This is a genomic window from Oryzomonas sagensis, from assembly GCF_008802355.1.
GTDB lineage: Bacteria > Desulfobacterota > Desulfuromonadia > Geobacterales > Pseudopelobacteraceae > Oryzomonas > Oryzomonas sagensis.
Genome location: NZ_VZRA01000003.1, coordinates 1 through 21555, shown reverse-complemented (window position 1 = coordinate 21555; position 21555 = coordinate 1). Strand labels below are relative to the sequence as shown.

25 protein-coding genes are annotated in these 21555 nt (G+C 58.4%); 21 read left to right on the top strand and 4 right to left on the bottom strand.

Annotation, left to right across the window (positions count from 1 at the left end):
- The first annotated feature begins 211 nt into the window (after positions 1 to 211).
- From F6V30_RS10830 to F6V30_RS10820, 3 genes are read left to right on the top strand one after another with little or no spacing between them, the layout of a single operon-like run.
- Entirely contained in the window at positions 212 to 550 is a 339-nt protein-coding gene (locus tag F6V30_RS10830) for a hypothetical protein (protein ID WP_151157004.1), read from the top strand.
- The gene (locus F6V30_RS10825; protein WP_151157003.1) at positions 531 to 1394 is read left to right on the top strand and encodes an HDOD domain-containing protein; all 864 of its coding nucleotides are present in this window, start codon (positions 531 to 533) and stop codon (positions 1392 to 1394) included. Before F6V30_RS10830 ends, F6V30_RS10825 begins: the two co-directional genes overlap by 20 nt.
- The gene (locus F6V30_RS10820) at positions 1378 to 2301 is read left to right on the top strand and encodes a diguanylate cyclase (RefSeq protein ID WP_151157002.1); all 924 of its coding nucleotides are present in this window, start codon (positions 1378 to 1380) and stop codon (positions 2299 to 2301) included. Before F6V30_RS10825 ends, F6V30_RS10820 begins: the two co-directional genes overlap by 17 nt.
- Before the next feature lie 86 nt (positions 2302 to 2387).
- On the opposite strand, the gene F6V30_RS10815 is transcribed toward F6V30_RS10820, so the two are convergent.
- On the bottom strand, positions 2388 to 3653 hold the full coding sequence (locus tag F6V30_RS10815) for a c(7)-type cytochrome triheme domain-containing protein (RefSeq protein WP_191965662.1): 1266 nt from the start codon (positions 3651 to 3653) through the stop codon (positions 2388 to 2390).
- Between the two features lie 194 nt (positions 3654 to 3847).
- Between F6V30_RS10815 and nadC the strand changes: the two genes are divergently transcribed.
- From nadC to F6V30_RS10775, 8 genes are all read left to right on the top strand, one after another.
- Positions 3848 to 4672 (top strand): carboxylating nicotinate-nucleotide diphosphorylase, encoded by an 825-nt coding sequence (nadC, locus tag F6V30_RS10810; protein WP_151157001.1) that lies wholly within the window; start codon positions 3848 to 3850, stop codon positions 4670 to 4672.
- Positions 4673 to 4724: 52 nt separating this feature from the next.
- Positions 4725 to 5714, top strand: coding sequence for a biotin--[acetyl-CoA-carboxylase] ligase (locus F6V30_RS10805; protein ID WP_151157000.1), 990 nt, complete (start codon positions 4725 to 4727; stop codon positions 5712 to 5714).
- Position 5715: 1 nt separating this feature from the next.
- A complete protein-coding gene (locus F6V30_RS10800; RefSeq protein ID WP_151156999.1) occupies positions 5716 to 6480 on the top strand; it encodes a type III pantothenate kinase in 765 nt (254 codons plus the stop codon).
- Positions 6481 to 6648: 168 nt separating this feature from the next.
- On the top strand, positions 6649 to 8733 hold the full coding sequence (fusA, locus tag F6V30_RS10795) for an elongation factor G (protein ID WP_151156998.1): 2085 nt from the start codon (positions 6649 to 6651) through the stop codon (positions 8731 to 8733).
- Between the two features lie 38 nt (positions 8734 to 8771).
- Entirely contained in the window at positions 8772 to 9920 is a 1149-nt protein-coding gene (locus F6V30_RS10790; protein WP_151156997.1) for an SPOR domain-containing protein, read from the top strand.
- 90 nt (positions 9921 to 10010) lie between these two features.
- Positions 10011 to 10904 (top strand): hypothetical protein, encoded by an 894-nt coding sequence (locus F6V30_RS10785; RefSeq protein WP_151156996.1) that lies wholly within the window; start codon positions 10011 to 10013, stop codon positions 10902 to 10904.
- Between the two features lie 78 nt (positions 10905 to 10982).
- Positions 10983 to 11885, top strand: coding sequence for a GTP-binding protein (locus tag F6V30_RS10780; protein WP_151156995.1), 903 nt, complete (start codon positions 10983 to 10985; stop codon positions 11883 to 11885).
- Positions 11882 to 12583 (top strand): MgtC/SapB family protein, encoded by a 702-nt coding sequence (locus tag F6V30_RS10775; protein ID WP_151156994.1) that lies wholly within the window; start codon positions 11882 to 11884, stop codon positions 12581 to 12583. The genes F6V30_RS10780 and F6V30_RS10775 overlap by 4 nt, the downstream gene beginning before the upstream one ends.
- Here the strand turns inward: F6V30_RS10775 and F6V30_RS10770 are convergent.
- Positions 12561 to 13139, bottom strand: coding sequence for a methyltransferase family protein (locus F6V30_RS10770; RefSeq protein WP_275938145.1), 579 nt, complete (start codon positions 13137 to 13139; stop codon positions 12561 to 12563). The two genes, F6V30_RS10775 and F6V30_RS10770, sit on opposite strands and share 23 nt — an antisense overlap.
- A gap of 133 nt (positions 13140 to 13272) precedes the next feature.
- Between F6V30_RS10770 and F6V30_RS10765 the strand changes: the two genes are divergently transcribed.
- From F6V30_RS10765 to F6V30_RS10725, 9 genes are all read left to right on the top strand, one after another.
- Positions 13273 to 14100: a cytidylate kinase family protein gene (locus F6V30_RS10765; protein WP_151156992.1), complete on the top strand. Its 828-nt coding sequence runs from the start codon at positions 13273 to 13275 to the stop codon at positions 14098 to 14100.
- 184 nt (positions 14101 to 14284) lie between these two features.
- Positions 14285 to 15580, top strand: coding sequence for a tyrosine-type recombinase/integrase (locus F6V30_RS10760; protein ID WP_151156991.1), 1296 nt, complete (start codon positions 14285 to 14287; stop codon positions 15578 to 15580).
- 1 nt (position 15581) lies between these two features.
- Positions 15582 to 16001 (top strand): hypothetical protein, encoded by a 420-nt coding sequence (locus F6V30_RS10755; protein ID WP_151156990.1) that lies wholly within the window; start codon positions 15582 to 15584, stop codon positions 15999 to 16001.
- Positions 16002 to 16087: 86 nt separating this feature from the next.
- Positions 16088 to 16363 carry a helix-turn-helix transcriptional regulator gene (locus F6V30_RS10750; protein WP_151156989.1) on the top strand — a complete coding sequence of 92 codons (276 nt, stop codon included), beginning with the start codon at positions 16088 to 16090 and terminating at the stop codon, positions 16361 to 16363.
- 263 nt (positions 16364 to 16626) lie between these two features.
- Positions 16627 to 17022, top strand: coding sequence for a DUF1376 domain-containing protein (locus F6V30_RS10745; protein WP_151156988.1), 396 nt, complete (start codon positions 16627 to 16629; stop codon positions 17020 to 17022).
- A 265-nt stretch (positions 17023 to 17287) separates the two neighbouring features.
- Entirely contained in the window at positions 17288 to 17671 is a 384-nt protein-coding gene (locus tag F6V30_RS10740; RefSeq protein ID WP_151156987.1) for a hypothetical protein, read from the top strand.
- The gene (locus tag F6V30_RS10735; RefSeq protein ID WP_151156986.1) at positions 17668 to 18390 is read left to right on the top strand and encodes a hypothetical protein; all 723 of its coding nucleotides are present in this window, start codon (positions 17668 to 17670) and stop codon (positions 18388 to 18390) included. Before F6V30_RS10740 ends, F6V30_RS10735 begins: the two co-directional genes overlap by 4 nt.
- A 103-nt stretch (positions 18391 to 18493) precedes the next feature.
- Complete coding sequence (locus F6V30_RS10730; protein ID WP_151156985.1) at positions 18494 to 18784, top strand: hypothetical protein; 291 nt, start codon at positions 18494 to 18496, stop codon at positions 18782 to 18784.
- Positions 18784 to 19443 (top strand): hypothetical protein, encoded by a 660-nt coding sequence (locus tag F6V30_RS10725; protein WP_191965661.1) that lies wholly within the window; start codon positions 18784 to 18786, stop codon positions 19441 to 19443. Before F6V30_RS10730 ends, F6V30_RS10725 begins: the two co-directional genes overlap by 1 nt.
- 35 nt (positions 19444 to 19478) lie before the next feature.
- Here F6V30_RS10725 and F6V30_RS10720 read toward each other — a convergent pair whose 3' ends face one another.
- Together F6V30_RS10720 and F6V30_RS10715 are read right to left on the bottom strand one after the other, a co-directional pair.
- Positions 19479 to 19778 carry a hypothetical protein gene (locus tag F6V30_RS10720; RefSeq protein ID WP_151156983.1) on the bottom strand — a complete coding sequence of 100 codons (300 nt, stop codon included), beginning with the start codon at positions 19776 to 19778 and terminating at the stop codon, positions 19479 to 19481.
- 96 nt (positions 19779 to 19874) lie between these two features.
- A complete protein-coding gene (locus tag F6V30_RS10715; protein ID WP_151156982.1) occupies positions 19875 to 20723 on the bottom strand; it encodes an ADP-ribosylglycohydrolase family protein in 849 nt (282 codons plus the stop codon).
- Positions 20724 to 20910: 187 nt separating this feature from the next.
- Here F6V30_RS10715 and F6V30_RS10710 point away from each other — a divergent pair.
- Positions 20911 to 21555 (top strand): ADP-ribosylglycohydrolase family protein (locus tag F6V30_RS10710; protein ID WP_151156981.1); only part of this gene is annotated, 645 nt, incomplete at its 3' end.

Here is a 21555-nt window from a genome sequence, read left to right as displayed (position 1 = left end):
CATTTTTTTGAGTTAACACTCGAACTTCGTGGATTTGTCTGGTATTATTCCCTCAGCGCCCCGCACGGTCGGTCCGAAAAAACCGCACGGGATACTCGCCTGTCCAGCCGATGAACAGATTGACGTTACGACCTTTTTTAGCTATTATGCTTAATCTCGATTTATTAACAACTATTTAGCTACTCATTACCAGGCAAGGACAGCAGCCTCGATGCAGAAAATACCTCTCATGGTTGCCAAAGCAGGCATGGTGCTCTCGCGGGACGTATTCCGCACGGAATCCGCAAACGGCATCCCCATTTGCGGCAAGGATACGGAATTGACGGATTCGCTTATTGCCCGGCTGGAATATCTGAACATTCAATCCATATACGTTACGGGGCACCCCGTCTGGGCGGAGGGGGACCCCAGCCTTGAAGAAACCCTCCACGATCTTGACAACCGCTTTGAAAAGGTTCGTCACGACCCCCTGATGGCGAGAATCTACGATATCTACGCCGAGCACTTGAAACGTTCCTTGGGAGAATCCGGTGGACGAAAAGCGGAATGAACTGAAAAAAATCATCATGGACACCAAAACGCTCCCCACCCTTCCCGGTGTCATCAATAAACTGAACTCCCTGTCCGATAACGACAAATCCTCGGTGCAGGAGATGGCCAGGATCGTCTCCTCGGACCAGGTGCTTTCCGCACGCATCCTCAGGTTGGCCAACTCCCCCTCCTACGGTTTCTACCGGGTTTCCACCATCTCCAACGCCATGATCCTCCTGGGGGTCAACGTGGTCAAAAGCCTGGCTCTTTCCTCATCCATTTTCGAGATCATGGAGAAGAACAGCGTCGGCCTGTGGGAGCATTCCCTGGGGGTCGGCGTGGCCTCCAACCTGATCGCCACCAAACTTGGCCTGCCGGAATGCGAGGAGATCGCCACCGCCGGACTGCTGCACGATATCGGCAAGGTCATCATCAGCCTTAAATGCAGCGAAGCCGAGCGGGAGGTCCGTCGCGTCATCGATGAAAAACGGGTCTACATGCGGGAGGCGGAGCAGGAGATCATCGATACGGATCACGCCGAGGTGGGGGGGTGGCTCGCCAAGAGCTGGTTTCTGCCGGACAAACTGAGCGAGCCGATCAACTGCCACCACAATGTGGCGGCAGCGGGGAATCATCGCATCAAGACCGCCGTGGTGCATATCGCCGACGCGCTGATCAAGGCCAGCGGCTTCGGCGACAGCGGCGACAGCTATGTGCCGCAGATTCAGCAGGCCGCCTGGGACACCCTCAAGCTCAACGAGCAGATCATTGCCGACATCGTCGAGGCGCTGGAGGACAAACTGGTGGAGGTCAAGAACTTCAGCCTCGAACTGCAGCAGGGCGCCGATGCTGTTGCCAATTAGGATAGCCCTCGTCTCTTCCGACGCGCAGCTCATCTCCCAGTTGCAATTGCGCCTGCAAAGCAGGGGGCACCAGGCGACCGGCATGTCGTACATCGATAGCGTGCTGGGCGCCTTTTATTCCGACCCGCCCGACCTGCTGATCATCGACCTCTCCTCGGACTGCAACGCGGGGACCACGATCGTCACGGCCCTGCGCAGCGACAGCTTCTTCAGCACCATCCCGATCATCGGCCTGGTGTCGGACAGGGATTCCGACTCCATCCCGTGGGAGACCTATCCCCTGGACGACTTCGTCTTCCTGCCGCTCAACTTCGGCGAACTCTTCTGCCGTATCGCGCTTTCCTTCTCCCGCCTCAAGCGCATCTTCGACAACAACCCCCTGACGCGCCTTCCCGGCAACACCTCCATCCAGCGGGCCATCGAGGACGCCATGGGCAAGTCTCAAGCGGTCTGCCACGTGGATATCAACCATTTCAAGCCGTACAACGACGCCTTCGGCTTCTCCCATGGCGACGAGGTGCTCCGGATGCTGGCCCGCATCATGTTCAACGCCGTTCGCGATGCGGGAGGCGGTTTCTGCGGGCATATCGGCGGCGACGATTTCGTCTTCATCGTCTCCCTGACCCAGCTGGAACCGGTGTGCAAGACCGTCATCGATCATTTCGACCAGATCGTGCTGGACCTGTTCGACGAGGCCACCAAGCGGCAGGGGTATTACAACGGCACCAACCGCAAGGGGGAGATGGAGAAGATCCCCCTGCTCTCCATCTCCATCGCCGCCGTACCCATGAACTCGGACAAGATCCGGCATGTGGCCAAGGTGGCCGAGGTGGCCGCCGAACTGAAGAAACTGGCCAAGGAGTCCGAGAAAAGCCAGTACCTGGTGGACCAGCGCAAAAGCGAGTAACGAGGCTACAGCACGGATACAGAAAGGGCGTCCTCCCCAACCGGGAAGGACGCCCTTCTTATTTCGTCTGCAGTTGCGTAAAGCTGTTACATTTTATGGCACTTGGCGCAGAATTTGTCGTCTTTGACCGAGAAGGCATCCTTGTCCTTGTTATGGCAGGTCCCGCAGGAGGCGCCCTTCTCCATGTCGGCCATGGTGGCCTTGCCGGTAACCGCCTTGTAGGGGAACACCTTGGTGTGGCAGTCCGCGCACTTGTACGCCTGGACATGGAAGTCGTGGCTGAAGGTGGCATCGCCGGCATCGGTTTTGAATGTGATGGTGCGCGGCTTGAACCCTTTGTGGCACTTTTCGCAGTCGCCGCTGGATGCAAATGCTTCCTTGCCGTCGTGGCACGCCCCGCAGGATTTGCCGTTGGCCATGTCGGCCATGGTGGCCTTGCCCGTAACCGCCTTGTAGGGGAAAATCTTGGTGTGGCACTCCGCGCATTTGAATGCCTGGATATGGAACTCGTGGCTGAATACAGCCTCACCTGCGGATGTTTTGAACGTGATCTTGCCCGGCTTCATCCCCTTGTGGCACTTGCCGCAGTCACCGCTTGACGCGAAGGCGTCCTTGCCGTTATGGCACACGCCGCAGGATTTGCCCTGAGCCATGTCGGCCATGGTGGCCTTGCCGGAAACCGCCTTGTAGGGGAAGGTCCTGGTGTGGCACTCCTTGCAGGAATAGGCCTGGGTATGGAACGAATGGCTGAAGGTCGCCGGTGCGGCACCCTTGAGCGTAAAGGTGACTTCCCGGGGTTTCAGCCCCTTGTGGCAGCGGTTGCAGTTGCCGGCGACGGTGAAGGCTTTGGTGCCGTTGTGGCAGGCGCCGCAGGTTTTTCCTTTTTCCATCTCGGCCATGGTGACGCCCCGGGTCTTGCCGCTGAAGATCTTGCCGCCATGGCAACTCTTGCAGGCGCCGCCGGTCTTGGCAACATGGAACGTATGGCCGAACACCGCGTCGGACACCCCCTTGACCTTGTAGACCTTGTCCTGGGTCTTGCCCTTGTGGCACTTGGCGCAGTCCTTTTCGGTCGCCACGCTGAAAGCCTTGACGCCGCTGTGGCAGGCGCCGCAGGACTTGGTCTTCTCCATCTCGGCCATGGTGAAATGGCGGTGTGCCTTCAGGTCATAGATGGCGTTATGGCACATCTTGCAGTTGTTGTTATATTTGAGCAGATGACGTTCGTGGCTGAAAACGACCGGAGTCGCATTTTTGATGGCAAACTTGATGTCCTTGGTTTCGACTGCAGCGGCGCAGACGGCTGTGAGTAAAATAACCGCGAGAACATACACTGAAATGTGCTTCTGCATTCTAACCACTCCTCAATGATAAGATTAAATGGGTTTTTCAAGCGGTTTACTATACAGGAGGGCGTGTTTCCCGTCAATTGCAAAGTAGACGGGCAAACGCGGTCGCGAACGCGCCGGTTTTGCGGTTGATACGCCTCCCTAGCTGTGATATAGAAATGGGCACATTTCCCCCATTCAAGGTGGACTCACAGACGATGCTCACACTCGACAATCTCATAGACCAGGCCCTGCGCGAAGACATTCATACCGGAGACATCACCACCCAGGCGCTGATCCCCGCCGACAGCCGGGCTTCGGCCCGTCTGATCGCCAAAGAGGAGATGCTCCTGGCCGGGCTGTTCGTGGCCGAGAGGGTATTCAAACGCCTCAACCCCGCCATAGAGTTCCATGCCTGCCTGGCGGAGGGGATGCCGGCCGCCAGGGGGGCCGTCATCGCCTCGGTGCGCGGCACCACGGCCGAACTGCTCATGGGCGAGCGGGTGGCCCTGAACCTGCTCCAGCGCCTGAGCGGCATCGCCACCCTCACCTCGCGCTATGTGGCGGCGGTGGCGGGAACCGGGGCGCGCATCGTCGATACCCGCAAGACCACCCCCGGCCTGCGGGAACTGGAAAAATACGCCGTGCGCGTCGGAGGGGGCATCAACCATCGGACCGGGCTCTACGACGGCGTTCTGATCAAGGAAAACCATATTGCCGCCACCGGCGGCATCGGGGTGGCGATCGCGCGGGCCCGGGCCTATATCCCCCATACCCTGAAGATCGAGATCGAGACCGAAACCCTGGCCCAGGTCGAGGAGGCGCTGGCGAGCGGCGCCGACATCATCATGCTGGACAACATGAACCTCGCGGACATGCGTTCCGCCGTGACGGCCATTGCCGGCCGCGCGCTGGTCGAGGCGTCCGGCGGGGTCAATCTGGAAACGGTGCGCGCCATCGCCGAAACCGGGGTCGATATCATTTCCGTCGGCGCCCTGACCCATTCGGCCCGGGCCATGGATATCTCCATGCTGCTGGATTAACGGGGTGCAGAAAAACCTGTTACCCGCACCGCTACCCTGCAGGAGTCGTTCAATGCACCAAAAGGCAGCCACTATCCTGCGATTTTTCCGGCAACAGAGCGGGTTCGTTTCCGGCGAGCAACTCAGCAAGGAACTCGGCATCTCACGCACCGCAGTCTGGAAACACATCTCGGCACTCAGGGGCGCCGGCTACCGGGTGGAGGCGGTTCCCTCCCGGGGATACCGGCTGCTTTCGTCGCCCGATACCCTGGCGGCCGAAGAAATAAGCGTGCAGTTGCACAGTGCGCTCATCGGCACCCGGCTGGTCAACCTGGCCACCACGACCTCCACCAATTCCGAGGCCTTTCGCCTGGCGGAAGAGGGAGCCGTCGAGGGGACGGTGGTAACCGCCGAGGAGCAGAGCAGGGGCAAGGGACGCCTGGGGCGCATCTGGTCGTCCCCGCCGGGGGCCAACCTCTACTGTTCGGTCATCCTGCGCCCGCGGATCAAACCCTTTGAGGCCCCCCAACTCACCTTCCTCTCCGCCGTCGCCACCGCCCGGGCCATCGAGCAGACCACCGGCCTGAAGCCGGAGATCAAATGGCCCAACGACGTGCTGATCGACGGCAAAAAGGTGGCCGGACTGCTCAACGAAATGAGCGCCGAAACCGACGGCATCAACGATGGCATCAATTTCGTCATCCTGGGGATCGGCGTCAACCTGAACATGACGGCCGACCAGTTCCCCGGCGACCTGCGCCACCCCGCCACCTCGCTCCTCATCGAAGGGGGGGCCAAGGTCGGTCGGGCACGCTTCACGGCGTTTCTCCTGAACGAACTGGACCGGCTCTATGCCGCCTTTCTCGACCACGGCTTCGTCCCGGTGCGCCGGGAATGGCAGGAGCGCTGCAACGCCAACGGCCGCGAGGTGGTGGTCAGCGACCACGGCCGTGACGACATCCGGGGGCTGTTCGCCGGCATCGATGGCGACGGTGCCCTGCTGGTGCGCCAGCCGGACGGCACGATCGAACGAATACTCAGTGGGGATGTGAGGGTGCTCTGAAATGCTTCTGGTGATTGACGTCGGCAACAGCAATATCGTTTTGGGCATCTACGAGGGGCCGCGGCTCATGCGCAACTGGCGGCTCTCCACGGACAAGTCGCGCACATCCGACGAATACGCGGTCCTGCTCCACAGCCTGTTCGGCCAGGCCGGTCTCGACTTCCCCGCCATAACCGCCGCCATCATCTCCTCGGTCGTTCCCCCGCTCACCGGCGTGATGGAGGCCATCGCCCGGGATTTTTTCAACCTGACCCCCTACGTGGTCGGCCCGGGGATCAAAAGCGGCATGCCGATCCAGTACGATAACCCCCGGGAGGTGGGGGCCGACCGTATCGTCAATGCCGTGGCGGGATACGAGAAGCACAAATGCGCCCTGGTGATCGTGGATTTCGGCACCGCCACCACCTTCGACTACGTCAACGCCAAGGGCGAGTACTGCGGCGGCGCCATTGCCCCCGGCCTGGCCATCTCCCTGGAAGCGCTCTTTCAGCGGGCCAGCAAGCTTCCGCGCGTGGATATCGCCAAGCCGCCCCACATTATTGCCAAGAACACCGTCAACTCCATGCAGGCCGGCATCTTCTTCGGCTATGTCGGCCTGGTGGACGGGATTGTGGAACAGATGCGCCTGGAATCGAGGGAAAAGTTCCGGGTCATCGCCACCGGCGGCCTGGCGGCCCTGATCGCGCCCGAATCAAAGACCATCGACGAGGTGGACGAATTCCTTACCCTGGAGGGACTGAGAATACTGTACGAACGCAACAGCTGATTCCGGGGGCACGGAGAAGCGAGCCGACGCAGGCGCTTTGCCGGCTGGACCGGGATGCCTTTTTGAGACTGCAGATACATCTTTCTTGTGCAGACACACAACGTTGTACGAACAGCGATGAAGTGGCAGCTACGCAGGGGATATCTCATTTATTAAGGGGGCTATGCAATGGGACAGTACGACACGAGCAAACTTCGGAACCTGGGGATCATCGCACACGGAGGGGCGGGCAAGACCTCGCTGTCCGAGGCGATCCTGTTCAACGCCGGCATGATCGACCGCCTGGGACGGGTCGATGACGGCACCGCCACCATGGATTTCGAGCCCGAGGAGATCAAGCGCAAGATATCCATCACCTCGGCCCTGGACCATTGCGAATGGAACGGCCATTCCGTCCACATCGTGGACACCCCCGGTTACGGCAACTTCATCGCCGACACCCGCGCCTGCATGCGCGCCCTGGATTGCGCCGTCATCATCATTTCCGCCATCTCCGGCATCAAGGCGCAGACCGAGGATATCTGGGGATGGGCCAACGAGTTCGAGATTCCCCGCGTCGCCTTCGTCAACAAGATGGACCGGGAGCGGGCCAACTTTCTCCGGGCCATCGACGGCATGGAGAAGGCCCTGGGAGCGCGGGGGGTGCCGATCCAGATGCCCATCGGCGCGGAGGACGCGTTCGCCGGCGTCATCGACCTGATCCACATGAAGGCCTGCTTCTATCCCAAGGACGGCTCCGGGACCTGCACCGAGGGGGAGATACCGGCCGAATACCGGGACGAGGCGGCGCGTCTGCGCGAGTACATGGTGGAGATCGTGGCCGAGGCCTACGACGCCCTGACCGAGAAATATCTGGACAGCGGCGAACTGACCGTGGAGGAGATCATCGACGGCCTGCGGGTCGGCACCATGCGTAACACCTTTACGGCCGTCCTGTGCGGTTCGGCCGTGCAGAACATCGGGGTCCGGCAACTCATGGACGCCATCTGCGACTACCTGCCGTCCCCCCTGGACCGTACCAAGGCGGTGGGAACCGAGCCCAAAAGCGGCGCAACGATCGAGCGCGCCCCCGATGAAAAGGAGCCGTTCTCGGCCCTGGTGTTCAAAACCACGTCCGACCCCTTCACGGGGAAGATAACCATCTTCAGGATCTACTCGGGGGTGCTCAACTCCGATTCCACCATCCTTAACTCCACCAAGGGGATCGAAGAGCGCATCGGCCAGATCTATGAACTGGAAGGGAAGAAACAGCACCCGATCAAGCAGGCGGTGGCCGGCGATATCGTGGCCGTGGCCAAACTCAAGGAGACCGTGACCGGCGACACCCTGTGCGATGCCGTCAAGCCGATCGTGTACGAGCCGGCCCAGCAGCTCCAGCCGGTGATTTCCTATGCCATCGCCCCAAAAACCAAGGCCGACGAGGACAAGATCCACGGGGCCCTGCACCGCATGATCGAGGAAGAGCCGACCCTGCAGTCGCACCGCGACCCCCAGACCAAGGAGTTCATCATCTCCGGCATGGGCCAGGTTCATCTGGAGGTGATCGTCGAGAAGCTGAAACGCAAGTTCGGCGTGGAGGTGGTGCTCAAGACCCCCAAGGTGCCGTACCTGGAGACGATCCGCGCCTCGACCAAGGTCCAGGGGAAATACAAGAAACAGTCCGGCGGCCGGGGTCAGTACGGCGATTGCTGGATAGAGATGTCCCCCACCGCCCGGGGCGAAGGGTATCAGTTCGACGACAAGATCGTGGGGGGCGTCATCCCGCGCCAGTATATCCCTGCGGTGGACAAGGGGATTCAGGAAGCGGCCCAGGAGGGATACCTGGCCGGCTACCCGGTGGTGGACTTCCGGGTTGCGCTCTACGACGGCTCCTTCCATACGGTCGATTCTTCGGAAATGGCCTTCAAGGTGGCCGGTTCCATGGCGTTCAAAAAGGCGATGGAGTTGTGCAAGCCGGTGCTTCTGGAACCGATCGTGAACATGACGGTGACCGTGCCGGACGAAAGCATGGGGGATGTGATCGGCGACCTGAACTCCCGCCGCGGCAAGGTGGTCGGGGTCGAGCCCAAGGCCAACTCCCAGATTATCCGCGCCATCGTGCCCATGTCCGAGGTGCTGGCCTATTCCAACGACCTCAAGTCCATGACCAGCGATCGAGGCCTGTTCAGTATGGCATTCTCTCACTACGAGGAACTGCCGACGCACCTGTCCCAAAAGGTGATTGCCGAGACTCAGGCTGTCAAGAAGGAATAACCGCTTGCGCGGGTTAAAAATCAACGGAGGTTTTTTTCATGGATTTCAAGTTTGGCAACGACACCAAGGAGCCCGAGTCGACGGCACCGGCCGAAAAGGGCAGACAGAATATGCTGCTGGTTGTACTGTTGATCCTCGTGGCGGCTTTTGCGTACCTGTATTTCTTCACCGGGCTGATCAAGCCGCAGGAGGCGCAGAAACCGGCCGAGGCCCCGGCGCCCCAGGTGGTGAAAAAACCGCTGCCGCCCCGCAACGGGCAGGCGGGCAAGGATGAGACGGCAGGCGCGCCGGAGGCGCAGAAGAATGCCGCCGCGCCTGCGGCGCCCGAAGCCAGGAAGGTGGCCGCGGCCGAGCCCCCGGCGGCCGTGAAGGCGGCACCTCCGGCAAAGGCGGAAGCTCCCAAGCCCGAAGCGGCCAAGCCGGCCAAAGCGGCGGTTCCCGAAAAGAAACCGGCAGCACCCGAGAAAAAGGCGGCACCCGCGGCAAAAGAGCCCAAAGCGGCGGCCGCAGCCAAGCTGGATGCCACGAAGGCCGCCCCCGCCACGAAACAGCAGCCCGCCGGTGCAGTGAAGAAGCCCTCGCCAACGCCGGGGAATGACAAAAAAGCGGCCGAAGCCGCCAAAGCTCCCGGCAAGAGCCCTGCCGGAGCTGGCGCAGTCCCGGCAAAAAAGGCAGCGCCGACAGCGGCGAAAAAGGATACGGTGAAGCCGAAGCCGGCGCCCGCCAAGGCTACCGGCCCCTGGACGGTCGTGGTGGGGAACTATGTCCTTGAAGAAGCCATGGCGACAGACCTGTCGCGGGCCAAGGGCGCCGGGGTCGAAACGGCCGTCAAGCCGGGAGGCCGCAAGAAATCAGCCATGAACCGCCTCCTTGCCGGAGAATACCCGAGCCGCGCCGAGGCCCAGCAGGAGTTGGACAAATTGAAACGGTACACCTCGGATGCGTTCATCCTGGAACAGGGCGGCAAGTTTGCCGTGTACGCCGGTTCCTACCTGCTGACGGCCCGGGCCGGTTCCGAGAAGGAACGCCTGGCCGCGGCCGGCATCAACCTGACCGTAAAACACGCCGAGGTCTCCATACCGTCGAAGACCCTTGTCGCCGGCACGTTCAACGACAGGAAAGGTGCCGATGCCGTGCTCAAGAAATTGAAGGGGCTGGGCATCAAGGCATCGCTGTCCCACCCGTAACACACGTATGGCGGCCGGGGTATGGGGGCGGCGGCGCCGCACCGTACCCCGGCCGCCGCAATGTACGCAACCGCTCAGGATATAAGGATCATGGCAGAGACGATCAAGCTGAAGATATCGCCCCCCGTGGCGGCCTGCCTCCGTTCGGGGCAGAGCGCCGGGGAACGGCTCCAGGGCATCGGGAACGCCCCGGCACTGGAGCCGTTCGACCGGTTCATGCTGATCTTCTGCCTGATGAAGGATGGCGATGCGGCGGTCAAGGCTGCGGCGCAGGCGGCATTCTCCTCGCTGCCCTCGGAGACGCTGCTCGCCGTGGCCGGCTCGTCCGAGGCCCACCCGGCACTCCTCGACGCCATCGCCAAGGTCCACCATCAACGGGAGGGCATTGGGGAAGCGCTCCTGGGGAACGAGCAGCTTTCCGCACCGGCCCGTTCCTTCCTGGAGAGGATCATCCTCCAGCGGGCCGGCGTTGCGCCGTCTGCCGACAGCGCCCCCCATGAGTCCGAGCCCGGGGAAGCGGCCGAAGCCGCCCCGCAAGAACCCGATGCTCCGCTGGATGAGACCGGCGAGGAGTTTCAGAGCAAGTATCAGATGGCCCAGGTGCTGGGCATTGCCGAAAAGATCAAGATGGCCCTGACCGGCGACAAGGAATGGCGCTCGATCCTGGTCAAGGATGCAAACAAGCTCGTTTCGGGGAGCGTCGTCAAGAACCCGCGCATGACCGAGGGCGAGGTCGTAACCCTGTTGAAATCCGGCATCCAGAACGACGAGATCATGCGCCTGATCTGCGCCAACAAGGAATGGGTCAAAAACTACAGCATCCGCAAGGCGCTGGTGGACAATCACCGCACGCCGGTCCAGAACGCGCTGCGCTACCTTTCCACCCTGAGCGACAAGGATATCGCCGGCTACGCCAAGAGCAAGAATGTTTCATCGGTCATTTCCACCCAGGCGAAACGGTTGCTGCTCAACAAAAAGCGGTAGGTGGCCGCTGAAAACTGGTAGAAGAAGAAACAGCTGCACATGCAATGAGGATATTCAATCGACAAACCGGGAGCTGGCATGGCCATTATCAACAACGCCAAACGCGAGATCAACGCCAAGATCGTCTACTACGGGCATGAAGGGGCCGGCAAAGGCACCTCGTTGCGCTACCTGTACGAAAGGATCAAGCCGTCGCTGCGCGGCGAACTGAAAACACTGCCGGCCAGCGGCGGTTCCCTGCTCTTCTTCGATTTTTGCCCGTTCGAGCAACCGGTGTTCGGCGGTTACCGCATCCGTTTCCACATCTATACCCTGCCGGGCCGGGTCGCCAATCCCGCCGCCTGGAAGATGACCCTCAAGGGGGCCGACGGGGTCGTGCTGGTGGTCGATGCCGCGGACGCCACGGCGGCGAAGAAGCAGAGCATCGAGCGTTTGCGCGATTACCTGGCCTCATACGGCATGAGCCTGAACGACATGCCGGCGGTCCTGCAGGTGAACAAGACGGACCGGGCCGGGGCGGCGAATGCGACGACAACCGCGGCCCAGTTGGAGGTGGAGCACCTCACGGCCTGCCTCTCCACGGCGCTGAACGGCGAAGGGGTGCTGGAAACCTTCTCGGCCCTCTCCCGCCAGATCATGGAACGGGTCGGCGCGGAACACACCCTGCAAGCCGAACCGGCCCCCCTCCCCCCCTCCTCCGTGGCCGCTCCCCAGGCCGGGGCCCCGCCCGCGCAGCCCGACAGCCTCCTCGGCGGAGCCCCGGTCCCGAGCCCCGCTCCACCCGCGGGTGGCGAGGAAGCGGCCGGTGTGCCCCTGCCGTCGGAACCGGAACCCCTGGGCGATCTCCGGGTGACGCTGGCGGCTGAGGCGCTGCCCCAGGCCGACGGCAGCGTGCGGATCCCCCTGACCATCTCCTTCCACGGGCAGACGCGGCGGCTCGTGCTGACGGTCGCCGTCGGACCGGATACCGACGCGCCATGACGCCCGTCGCTTTCGACTACCAGATGATGGGGCGCCTCCTGCTGGCGGCGCTCTTCGGTGCGCTGATCGGCCTGGAACGGGAGATTCACGGCCGGCCGGCCGGTTTCAGGACCCACCTGCTGGTATCCCTCGGCTCAGCCCTGTTCGTGGCCGTTTCCATCAGCTTTTACCGCATGTTCGGCAACTTCGGCGGCGTGCTGCCGGTGGGGATCGATGCCGGCCGGGTGGCGGCCCAAGTGGTGACGGGGATCGGTTTTTTAGGGGCCGGCGCTATCATCAGGGAGCGGACATCGGTGCGGGGCTTGACCACCGCGGCCTGCCTCTGGGTCGCCGCGGCCGTGGGGGTCGCCTGCGGCGTCGGCCTGTTCGCGCTCTCGGCCCTGGTGACCGCCATTGCGCTCGTGAGCCTCATTGCGCTGAAAAAGATCGAGGGGATGCTCTCCCGGGACACCTATGCCGTCCTCACGGTCCACAGCGACGACTGCGACGGGCAACTCGAACGGATCACCCAGGCGGTCCTGGCCTGCGGCTACACGATGACGCTGCTCGGCATGGAGCGGCGCCCGGTTGCGGGTCTTTTGGTCTACGAATTCCAGCTCAAGCTGCACGGCCGGGAACTGGCTGTCGACGCCCTGGAGAGCGTCTCGGCCATAAGCGGCATCAGGGATGTGACCGTCAAGGTGAATGCGGTCGCCTGACCCTGGCTGCGGGGATGATGAAGGGGGTCTGCCGGCGATACCGGCGGTATTCGTCGCCGAACTCCGCCAGGAGGCGGCGTTCCTCGATCAGGCCGCCGATGACGAAATAGGCGGCCGAAAGGACCGTCAACAGGAGCCACTGGGCGGTCATGACCGGGTTGAGCAGGAGGAAGGCGGTGGAGAAGAGGTACAGGGGGTGGCGCACCACGGCGTAGTAGCCGTCGGTAACCAGGCGGGGGCCGCCGGCCCGGCCTGAGCCGAGCTGGCTGATGCCGAGGAAGTCGCCCGCCCCGGTCCGGCGCAGGCAATCCACCAGGATCACCCCGCAGACGAGTTGGCCCAGGTACATGACCAGACTCCAGACGCCGGGGGCGAAGTAGAGCACCGGCGATGAGCGGAAGGCGGCCATCACCCAGCCGAACAGCACCAGGGAGAACAGGTTGTAGGCCAGGCGGTAGCCCCGTGGTTCGCCATGGCACAGCCGGGCGACGACTCGCTTGATCCCGGTTGCGGCAAAAAGGGAATGGGCGGCGGCAAAGATCAGGAAACGGAGTATGAAGACGCAGTAGTCCGGCAGCGGGGCCTCCCGATAATCATTTCAGGGTTCAAGGTTACCACTGTCCTCTTGTATACACAACCCCAACGTGTTATATAGCGCTGGCAACGCTCATCCTGCAGGGAGGTAATTGATGGCAGTCATCACATTTTCACGGGAAATGGGCACCGGGGCGTATCACATTGCGGAAGAGGTCGCCAAGCGACTCAAGTACACCTTTGTCGACGGTGCCCGGATCGGCGCCATCGCCTCCAAATACGGCCTTACGACCGACATGCTCCAGATGGTCGATGAAAAGCCCCCCTCCTACATCACGGTCGAAGATCGCAAACGTGCCGCGGCTCTTAACTCGGTGGAACTCATCCTGCTGGATTTCGCCCGCAAGGGGAACGTGATCCTGTACGGCCGCGGCGGCCAGGACCTGCTCAAGGAGTGCCGCAACGTTCTCAGGCTCCGCTTTATCGCCGATTTCGAAGAGCGGGCCGAACGCTTCGCCGAGCGTGAATGGATCGATCCCGACCTGGCCAAGTCCATGATCCGCCGCAGCGACCATCAGCGGGGCGGCTTCATCCATTTCTATTTCGACCGGGACTGGCACGACCCACTGGGGTACGATCTGGTGTTCAACACGTCGCGCATGTCGGAAGAGGCCATTGTGGAGTGCATCGTGGCGGCGGCCAGGGATCACCACCTCAAGGAAGCGGATAAGCGCGCAACGGAGTTGATCGACAACACCATCCTGATGAAGAAGATCGAGACCGCCCTGCTGAATTCGGCCGACCTGGACTACCGCCCCTTCACCATCGAGGTTGCCAAGGGCAAGGTGCATCTCAGCGGCTACCTGGCCTCGGAACAGGAAAAACGGGAAGCCATCAGAATCGCCGGGTCGGTCAAGGGGGTCAAGTCGGTGCAGGAAGACATCCAGGTGGTCAACTACAAGGCATACAAGGACCGGTCATAAAGCAGGTTTTTTAAGGGTTGCGCGCCACCATTAAATAGCATTACATTTCAGCAGCATACAACTTGACTTCCTTCCTAATACCCGCTAATCTATAAGCCAGATTAAGCGGGTTTTTTATTTTTTGTCCTACTTAAGTCCTACCTAAAGCACAGTTTAGGAAGGACCGCCGACAAAGGAGGTCATTATGCCGAAGATAACTTTCACCAAAAAAAAGATCGATAGCATCAAGTTTACGGACGGGGGGCAGGCGCTCTATTGGGATACCGAAACGCCCGGCTTTGGGCTCGTTGTCGGCACAAAGACAAAAACATTCAGACTCCAGATAGACGTAAAAGACCCCAGCAAGAAGGGTGGATACCGCACTATCAAGAAGACCCTAGGGCGATATGGAGCAGAGATTACCCTTGAGCAAGCAAAGAATATGGTCAAAGGATATGTTGACCAAGAAGGTAATGCTGTCCTTGGAGAACGTATCAAGATCAAGTTGGGGGACACCTCCAGCAATGCCGGTGCCGATGTTACCCTTCAAGAACTGATGAAATCCTACTTCCGCGAAACAAAACGCCGGGATGGCAAGGAACGCCGGGAGAGTTCCGCGAAACAGTATCAGGACTTGATCGAGCGCCATTACGCCGGATGGATGCCGCTATCCCTCAAGGAAGTGAACAGCCTGGCTCCAGATGTTGTCATGGACAAATTTCAGCAGGTATCTGTTGCCGGGGCAATGGCCGCCAGAAACAGCGCCGTCATGCTATCGGCAGTCCTCAACTATGGCCTAGCGAAGTATCCGGCAACCCTGAAATCAAACCCTATGGCAGTTCTCACAAGCCGCCATGTCAATGTGATGGAAAAGATCAAGGCCCGCCATGAATGCCTTATCTTTGATGCCGAAAAGAAGCGGAACGACTTCTCCGTGTTCTTCAAGGCCCTGCAAAAACTCACTGAAATCAGGCGCGACTTGTTGCTGTTCACCCTGTACACCGGCATGAGACACAACGAAAGCGCAACGCTCCAGTGGGAAAACATCGACCTCGAACACCGGGAGTTGCTTATCAAGGACACCAAGAACCGGGAGAATTTGCATATTCCACTCAACAGGCAGGCCATGACAATCCTTGAGCGCCGCAAGGCTCAGATGCCAGAGGGCTGTAAATGGGTATTCCCGGCCATCATCAGTAGCAACAAAAGCGGTCATGCGTCAATGCGCTCGGACCACCTCAAGAGAACCACCGGACTTGACCTGACAATTCATGCGCTACGCCGCACATTTATTACCATTGGGCGAAAACTCAAGCGGTATGAGGATACCGACCTTCTGACAAATCACATTGACGGCTCTGTAACGGGGCAGCATTACGATGAAACCGACATTGAGGACTTGCGGGAGACAACACAGATGATCGGCAACGAGATTGAACGGCGTATGTTGGATGTTGTTGGCGCCAAAGTCATTCAATTGAATACGGCCCAGGCGGCTTGATATGGCAGGGCAGAAAAGAGGACGACCAGCCACAGGCCGCAGTCAGGCTAGAAAGCACCTGGGCTTTGAAATCGCTAGGTGTTACGAAGAATTACGAGCACAGGGCATGTCAGAGGAGGCCGCAATAAACGATTTAAAACAAAGAGAGTGGCAGATGTTTCCGGGGCCGCTCAAAGCCCTGACACTTGGCGAAGAAAGTATACGGGCAGCCATCAAGGAAAGCAGAAAATTCGGAGTATTCGCGGATGACCTCGACCGTTCATGCCGACTGAAAATGCACCCGTTTTGGGGCAAACTATTCGAGCGGGACATTGTTACAGGAGAGCATAGACCAGTCCCAGCCAATCGTTTACTGACAGAGGCCATCAAGGCTTGTCGTGAAATCAGACTGATCGGCCCACCATCGAACAAAAAATTTTAGAAGCCGAATTTAAATACCCTTATTCTCTTCAAAAAACCTCCTACCCTGTATTTAGGCATCACAATACAGATTACGGAGGTTTTTTAATGTCTGACATCATCACCAATATTAACAAAAAACAACTCACAGAATCAGAGGCATCAGAACTTTACGGCCTGTCAGTCCACTGGTTTCGCCGTAAACGCTGGGAAGGCGGCGGCCCAGTATTCAGGAAGGTGGGGAATCGTTGCTACTATGAGCGTGCCGCACTTGATGACTATTTCAACTCCTGCACTCACAAGAACACTTCCGAGTACCCGACCCGTCGCCCGGCAGAAGCGATTAACAGAAAACAGGCCACCAAATCAACTGGGGAGGCGTAATCCATGCACTCCACCAGTGAAAGAGTTTTTGAAACTGAGTCCATAGACCTAGCCTCCTTCCTGACCGCCAGCGGCTACCCCCCTATCATCCGCCGTAATGCCGCTGGCAATCGTGCTCTGTTCCAGTTCCATGAGTCTACCGAACTGAGCCGTTCCATCATCGTATACGAGTCTGGGGCCACACTCCCTGCAAAACGCCTGCTGAATGTCAGGTCACGGCTGTTCCGTGAGGCATCGGCAGTCGTTAAAGGGGGTGGCCACTAATGGCGAGAAAACCTTACGACTACCCATACTATCCACGCAACCCAGGAGATTTTTTTGAAGACCCCAGATTTACCAGACTTCCGGGACTTGTGCGGGGCACTTTCGGAAACCTTTTGGACCTCATTTGGCATAAAGGCTTTGAAGCGCAGCTCTCAGATGATGACGACGAAATAAGCCTCTGGCTGAATCTGGATAAGGGCACCTGGATAGACCACAAAGAACAGATCATGGCCTCCGGGCTGTTAAAGGTCGATCCCGATATGAAGCGCATTTACAACAACCGCCTTATTGCCGAATACGGCATAACCCGGCATCGCTGCGAACAGAATTCGAGAAACAGGCGGGGCGCAAAAGAGAAAGCAGCAGACGGAGAGGACGACAAGGGTGATAGCTAGGGACACGGTAGTACACGACCGTGTACGGCCGTACACGACCTCTATCTACATCTACATCTACATCTTTGTCTTGGAATAGAATCTAATGAGTATCTCAACAGCTAAGGGCCTGAGTCATGACCATAAAGCACCAAGACCGCATTCGCCAGAGCTTGAACCGCTGGCAGCGTAATTAGATGAAGGCCACCAAGGACAAGACGGTTGACCTGTCCGGCTGGCGGCAGACCGAGTTCAACTTTGATGAAAGTAAAGAGGACCAAAAAGAATGAGCAGCCACGATGATTTGAAAGAGCTGTATATGGAAATCTGCGACCTGTTCTACAGCAAGGCACCTGAAGTGGAGCTGCCTTTTTATCAGCGTCTTATCCGTTGTCTCGAAGCCTGCCAGTATTTTGTAGAACGCACAGACGGCAGAATTACCCGCGTCTTCTGGTGGTGGGCCATCCCCCCTGAAGACATCCCCCTCACTGAGGATATTCAGTGGAACCCCGAAGACATCAGCACAGGCGACACGGCTTATATCGTCAACGGATATTCTGAAGCCGGAGAACTGAGCGCCCAAAGCCTCTGGGATGAATTCGGCGAAAGCCTGTTTGCCGCGTGTACGCAAGTCGCCAGCCACTTCCACACAGAAGGAGACCACCAATGAGACCTTGGAATTTCTTCGACCGCCTCATGGAGCGTAGCACCTGTTTCAAGGGCGGGGGCGGCCAACAGCGCATCATAACCGCCGATCAGACCGCCGCCGCCCAGATCGCCGCCAAACAGTGGGACGACTACCAATCGAGGGTGGCTCCGAGTGAGAACCAGTTCATCAAGGACGTGAGCCAGTCTCCGGCCAACCTGACCAACCGCCTCCAGGGGCAGACCAACGCCAACGTCATGCAGGCCGAAGCCAGCAGGCAGAATCCTACTCCGGGTGTTGATCCGGGCCGGACCAATAACACCAACGTCGCTCCGGCGCTCTCTGGGGGGCTGTCAGCCGGTTACACCGCCGCCAGCAATACGGCGCAGGACCAGTCAGCCAAGGGCTTGTCAGCCGCTGTTTCCATGGGCCGTGGCCAGTCAGCCGCTGCCCTTGATAGTCAGATGAGCCTCGCTGAAGGATCAACCCAGGCCGCGCTCACTAGACAGGCGGCAGATGCCGAAGCCAGTATGGCCGACCGGGGGGCCACCTTCGGGATGATCGGGAAGGGACTGGGAACGGCAGGGGCTGTGGGAACGTACTACATGAATCAACCGGCCTTGTCCAACACTGACATCATGGGCGGGGCATCATCTGGCCCTAATGGCTACTCAGTCAGCCCTTCGGGGGCGATTACTTGGAACAGTAGCCCGAACCAGACAGCCGGATGGCTGTCACGGTAATAGTCGCGTCAGCCTGATTGCAAGAATACCTGTCTCGCGCTGGTGTAGGCTGGTGGAGACGTTTTTACAGGTCAACCCATACACCCATAAGGAGCGATAGAAAATGAAGCTGGAATTCGATGTAAAAGGTGCACCCGTTTTGCTGAGGTCGTCGGATATGTGTTACGAAATATGCAGGCAGCGCAACCGGACCGACAAGGCTACCGGGACAGATGAGGATATCTGGGTGCCGTTCATCTATCCGGTTACGCTGGAACACGCCCTCACCCGGATCATGGACATGAAGGTCAAAGCATCAGATGCCCGGGCCCTCTCAGAGTTGAAGGCCGTTATTGAGTCGGCCCGTGAGGAAATATGCCGGGCATGGGATACCAGTCTGAAAGGAGCAAGGTAATGGGAGGCATATTGCAGAAGACCATATGTGAGCAAGAGATGATCTATCAGTATTTGAGGAATCGCCCCTGTCGGGTCGTTTCGCTCACGGAGTTGTGCGATTATCTAGGACTTGGCAAATACAGCAATGGCAAGGACAAAAAGGATGTTGTCAGCAGACACATCAAGGCCTTGCGGAAAGATCACCCTAACATCAAGCCAAGGAAAGACGGCGTGGAGCTTGTGGACACAATCCCGGCAGATGGGAGGGTACTGGCTGAGTTGGCAAGCATGAAAACTGAATTGGTCGCCTCAAGGATTGAGTTTTCCGAACTGAAGGCCATGGTTGCCGGGGTGGTGGAGATGTTGGCCGCGCCGGTCGTCACTGGTTCCGGTATTCCTGAATCAGGAACCAAGGGCAAGAAGAATACCACCAAAGCCAGCGCCCTTGATGATCGGTCTCCCCTGCTTGCAGCCATAGCAGAGGCACACAAGCAGGGGAGACCGTACACCAAGACCGGAAGACCCGGCAGTAATGGTATTCACGCACGGAGGGCTGAACTGCCTGCGCCTTTCTGCTCAATCGGTCGTGACCGTCTGGAGCGGATTGTTACTGAACTGTTGCAGGACGGGGAAGTTGTGCAGGATGAAGCCGGGTTCCTGAGTGTTCCTTGTCCCTGAAAAAGTGGGGGGCCAAATAAGCTTAGATCCCTTTATTATTTCCGGTCATCACTTAAAATAATTACAAGTGCTAAAGCAAAGAAAATAACCACCAACCATTGAATGACAAGAACAGTCATATTTACTTCAACATATCCAGCATCGCTACTAAGGTTAGGATTGTATTTTTGAATTATGCAATCATATCCATAAAAAATTTTTGACTGAATAGAATCTGTAGATCGCTTAAAATGAGCATACCAAGGAGGGAAAATACCCATTACTGCCATCACAATCAGTGCTAATGACAGAGTAATTTTCTGCTTAATGTTAAATGTGCACACTTTATTATTCATAACTGTTCCTTTTAAGCGGCATGTAAACTATAATAACAAACACATTACGATCATATCTCTTTACAAGTCTTTCAGGCTCATCATCAGACTCCCGGTTCATACAAACAAAGCGGCAAGCGGCCTAGCCAGTAGCATCAACTCATCGTGTACCCCCCTATCCAGGGCATCACGCCACTGTTGCGGGATAGCTTCAATCGAATAATACGCGCCAGCAAGGCCACCAGAAAGGGCCGCCACGCTATCCGCATCATGCCCAGCGTTCACCGCCTGAGTAATGCAGTCCTCAAAGGTGTTGGTTGTAAAGAACCAATTCAGCGCAGAGGAAAGAGAGTTTTTCACATCCCCCCGGTTGTTCTTCACCCCAACGGGCCTGATTCCGATCCCTCTTATCTCCATACCAATATCACGTTTATCTCCGCCAGCCAACGCCGCCTGCAATGCCAAAACATACGACTGGACCGCCCTTGCCTGTAGGGAGGTGCAATGGGTAAGCTCTACGTGCGCCATGGCCTCCTGCCATGTTCTACCAGCCAGTGCGAAAGGAAGAACACGGAGAAGGCCACCGTTGCCAAGCGTGGTATCATCCCCATTACAGAGGCTGCCTGTCTTTCGGCATGCCTCCAAACCTCTACGGCAGGCGCTACCCACGTCTTTCGGCTTTGAGTCAAGCCATTCAAGGAGGCGGTCGGACATATCCTTGTAGTCCGGCTCCCCACACGTTGACACCAGAGACCGGGCGACACAAAGAGCCATTTGGGTATCGTCGGTACACTCCCCAGCCAATCGGCCCTTGATCCAGCCGCCAGGGAGCATGTCAACAACCCTACCATATTTTCTTCTGATCTCTCCGGGTGTCATGAATTCCACAAGTGCCCCGCAGGCGTCACCGCAGGCGAACCCGATTAGGCTACCGGCGACCCTGTTTATTTTTTCGTTATTGTCCATAAGCCTCCTTTGCTCTCATGCGCGAAAAAGTGATAATTTGTTGGATGCAGCACCATTACTTTGTTCTACTGATATTACTCATTTAAAAGCCTTAAAACAGAGATAACTCTATAATCTCATTGGGTTTAACTCTATGTAACTCATTGCAAATATTGCGCCATCCACGCCACCCTGTTATGCTGAAAACATGAAACGTCCTATTCTTGAGGCTTTTAAACTTGGCGACAGGGTTGGCACTCCATGGGAAAGTAACGGGGCTGCCCTGAGTGACCACACCTATGACGAAATTATGAACCGGGCTGGCCACTACCCGGATGGCACCGACGAAAGCGACATAGTTGATTGCTGGTGCCGTTTCATCGCAGACTACAACTTTACCACCATCAACAGCCTGCTACTCGACTGGTGTTTAATCCACTATGCCGGGCACCGGGCCACAAGTTACGGCCAGACGTGGCAGGACCATTTTTCCCTGATGAAGTCCCTCATAAAAAAGGGTCCCGTCGATCTCGACACTATCCAGGCCATTGCCCAGGATCGCAACTCCTTCGGCAACGGGTGCCTCGCCCTGGTGTACCCTGTCCACTGCTACGCCCGAACGATTGAAGTTGACAGCCAGAAGCTGGTTGAAGCCTTCACCCGCCTTACTCACACCCACACGTTGGCTATAGAGGCAGTCGGATTGATCCATCGGGTCATAGCTGCCGCCGAGAGCAGGCTTGATGCTTTTGCCGGGCTTGACTTCATTGAGTTGACGCCGGAACAGTTCATTGAAAAGTACCCGAACAATGTCATGGTGTTAGATACGCTACGGTATGCCCTGTACTGTGTT

Excerpts from the sequence above, each read along its gene's own strand:
- F6V30_RS10830 (WP_151157004.1), top strand. The coding sequence starts at position 212 with ATGCAGAAAATACCTCTCATGGTTGCCAAAGCAGGCATGGTGCTCTCG.
- F6V30_RS10820 (WP_151157002.1), top strand. The coding sequence starts at position 1,378 with ATGCTGTTGCCAATTAGGATAGCCCTCGTCTCTTCCGACGCGCAGCTC.
- F6V30_RS10815 (WP_191965662.1), bottom strand. The coding sequence starts at position 3,653 with ATGCAGAAGCACATTTCAGTGTATGTTCTCGCGGTTATTTTACTCACA.
- nadC (WP_151157001.1), top strand. The coding sequence starts at position 3,848 with ATGCTCACACTCGACAATCTCATAGACCAGGCCCTGCGCGAAGACATT.
- F6V30_RS10805 (WP_151157000.1), top strand. The coding sequence starts at position 4,725 with ATGCACCAAAAGGCAGCCACTATCCTGCGATTTTTCCGGCAACAGAGC.
- F6V30_RS10800 (WP_151156999.1), top strand. The coding sequence starts at position 5,716 with ATGCTTCTGGTGATTGACGTCGGCAACAGCAATATCGTTTTGGGCATC.
- fusA (WP_151156998.1), top strand. The coding sequence starts at position 6,649 with ATGGGACAGTACGACACGAGCAAACTTCGGAACCTGGGGATCATCGCA.
- F6V30_RS10790 (WP_151156997.1), top strand. The coding sequence starts at position 8,772 with ATGGATTTCAAGTTTGGCAACGACACCAAGGAGCCCGAGTCGACGGCA.
- F6V30_RS10785 (WP_151156996.1), top strand. The coding sequence starts at position 10,011 with ATGGCAGAGACGATCAAGCTGAAGATATCGCCCCCCGTGGCGGCCTGC.
- F6V30_RS10780 (WP_151156995.1), top strand. The coding sequence starts at position 10,983 with ATGGCCATTATCAACAACGCCAAACGCGAGATCAACGCCAAGATCGTC.
- F6V30_RS10775 (WP_151156994.1), top strand. The coding sequence starts at position 11,882 with ATGACGCCCGTCGCTTTCGACTACCAGATGATGGGGCGCCTCCTGCTG.
- F6V30_RS10765 (WP_151156992.1), top strand. The coding sequence starts at position 13,273 with ATGGCAGTCATCACATTTTCACGGGAAATGGGCACCGGGGCGTATCAC.
- F6V30_RS10760 (WP_151156991.1), top strand. The coding sequence starts at position 14,285 with ATGCCGAAGATAACTTTCACCAAAAAAAAGATCGATAGCATCAAGTTT.
- F6V30_RS10755 (WP_151156990.1), top strand. The coding sequence starts at position 15,582 with ATGGCAGGGCAGAAAAGAGGACGACCAGCCACAGGCCGCAGTCAGGCT.
- F6V30_RS10750 (WP_151156989.1), top strand. The coding sequence starts at position 16,088 with ATGTCTGACATCATCACCAATATTAACAAAAAACAACTCACAGAATCA.
- F6V30_RS10745 (WP_151156988.1), top strand. The coding sequence starts at position 16,627 with ATGGCGAGAAAACCTTACGACTACCCATACTATCCACGCAACCCAGGA.
- F6V30_RS10740 (WP_151156987.1), top strand. The coding sequence starts at position 17,288 with ATGAGCAGCCACGATGATTTGAAAGAGCTGTATATGGAAATCTGCGAC.
- F6V30_RS10735 (WP_151156986.1), top strand. The coding sequence starts at position 17,668 with ATGAGACCTTGGAATTTCTTCGACCGCCTCATGGAGCGTAGCACCTGT.
- F6V30_RS10730 (WP_151156985.1), top strand. The coding sequence starts at position 18,494 with ATGAAGCTGGAATTCGATGTAAAAGGTGCACCCGTTTTGCTGAGGTCG.
- F6V30_RS10725 (WP_191965661.1), top strand. The coding sequence starts at position 18,784 with ATGGGAGGCATATTGCAGAAGACCATATGTGAGCAAGAGATGATCTAT.
- F6V30_RS10720 (WP_151156983.1), bottom strand. The coding sequence starts at position 19,778 with ATGAATAATAAAGTGTGCACATTTAACATTAAGCAGAAAATTACTCTG.
- F6V30_RS10715 (WP_151156982.1), bottom strand. The coding sequence starts at position 20,723 with ATGGACAATAACGAAAAAATAAACAGGGTCGCCGGTAGCCTAATCGGG.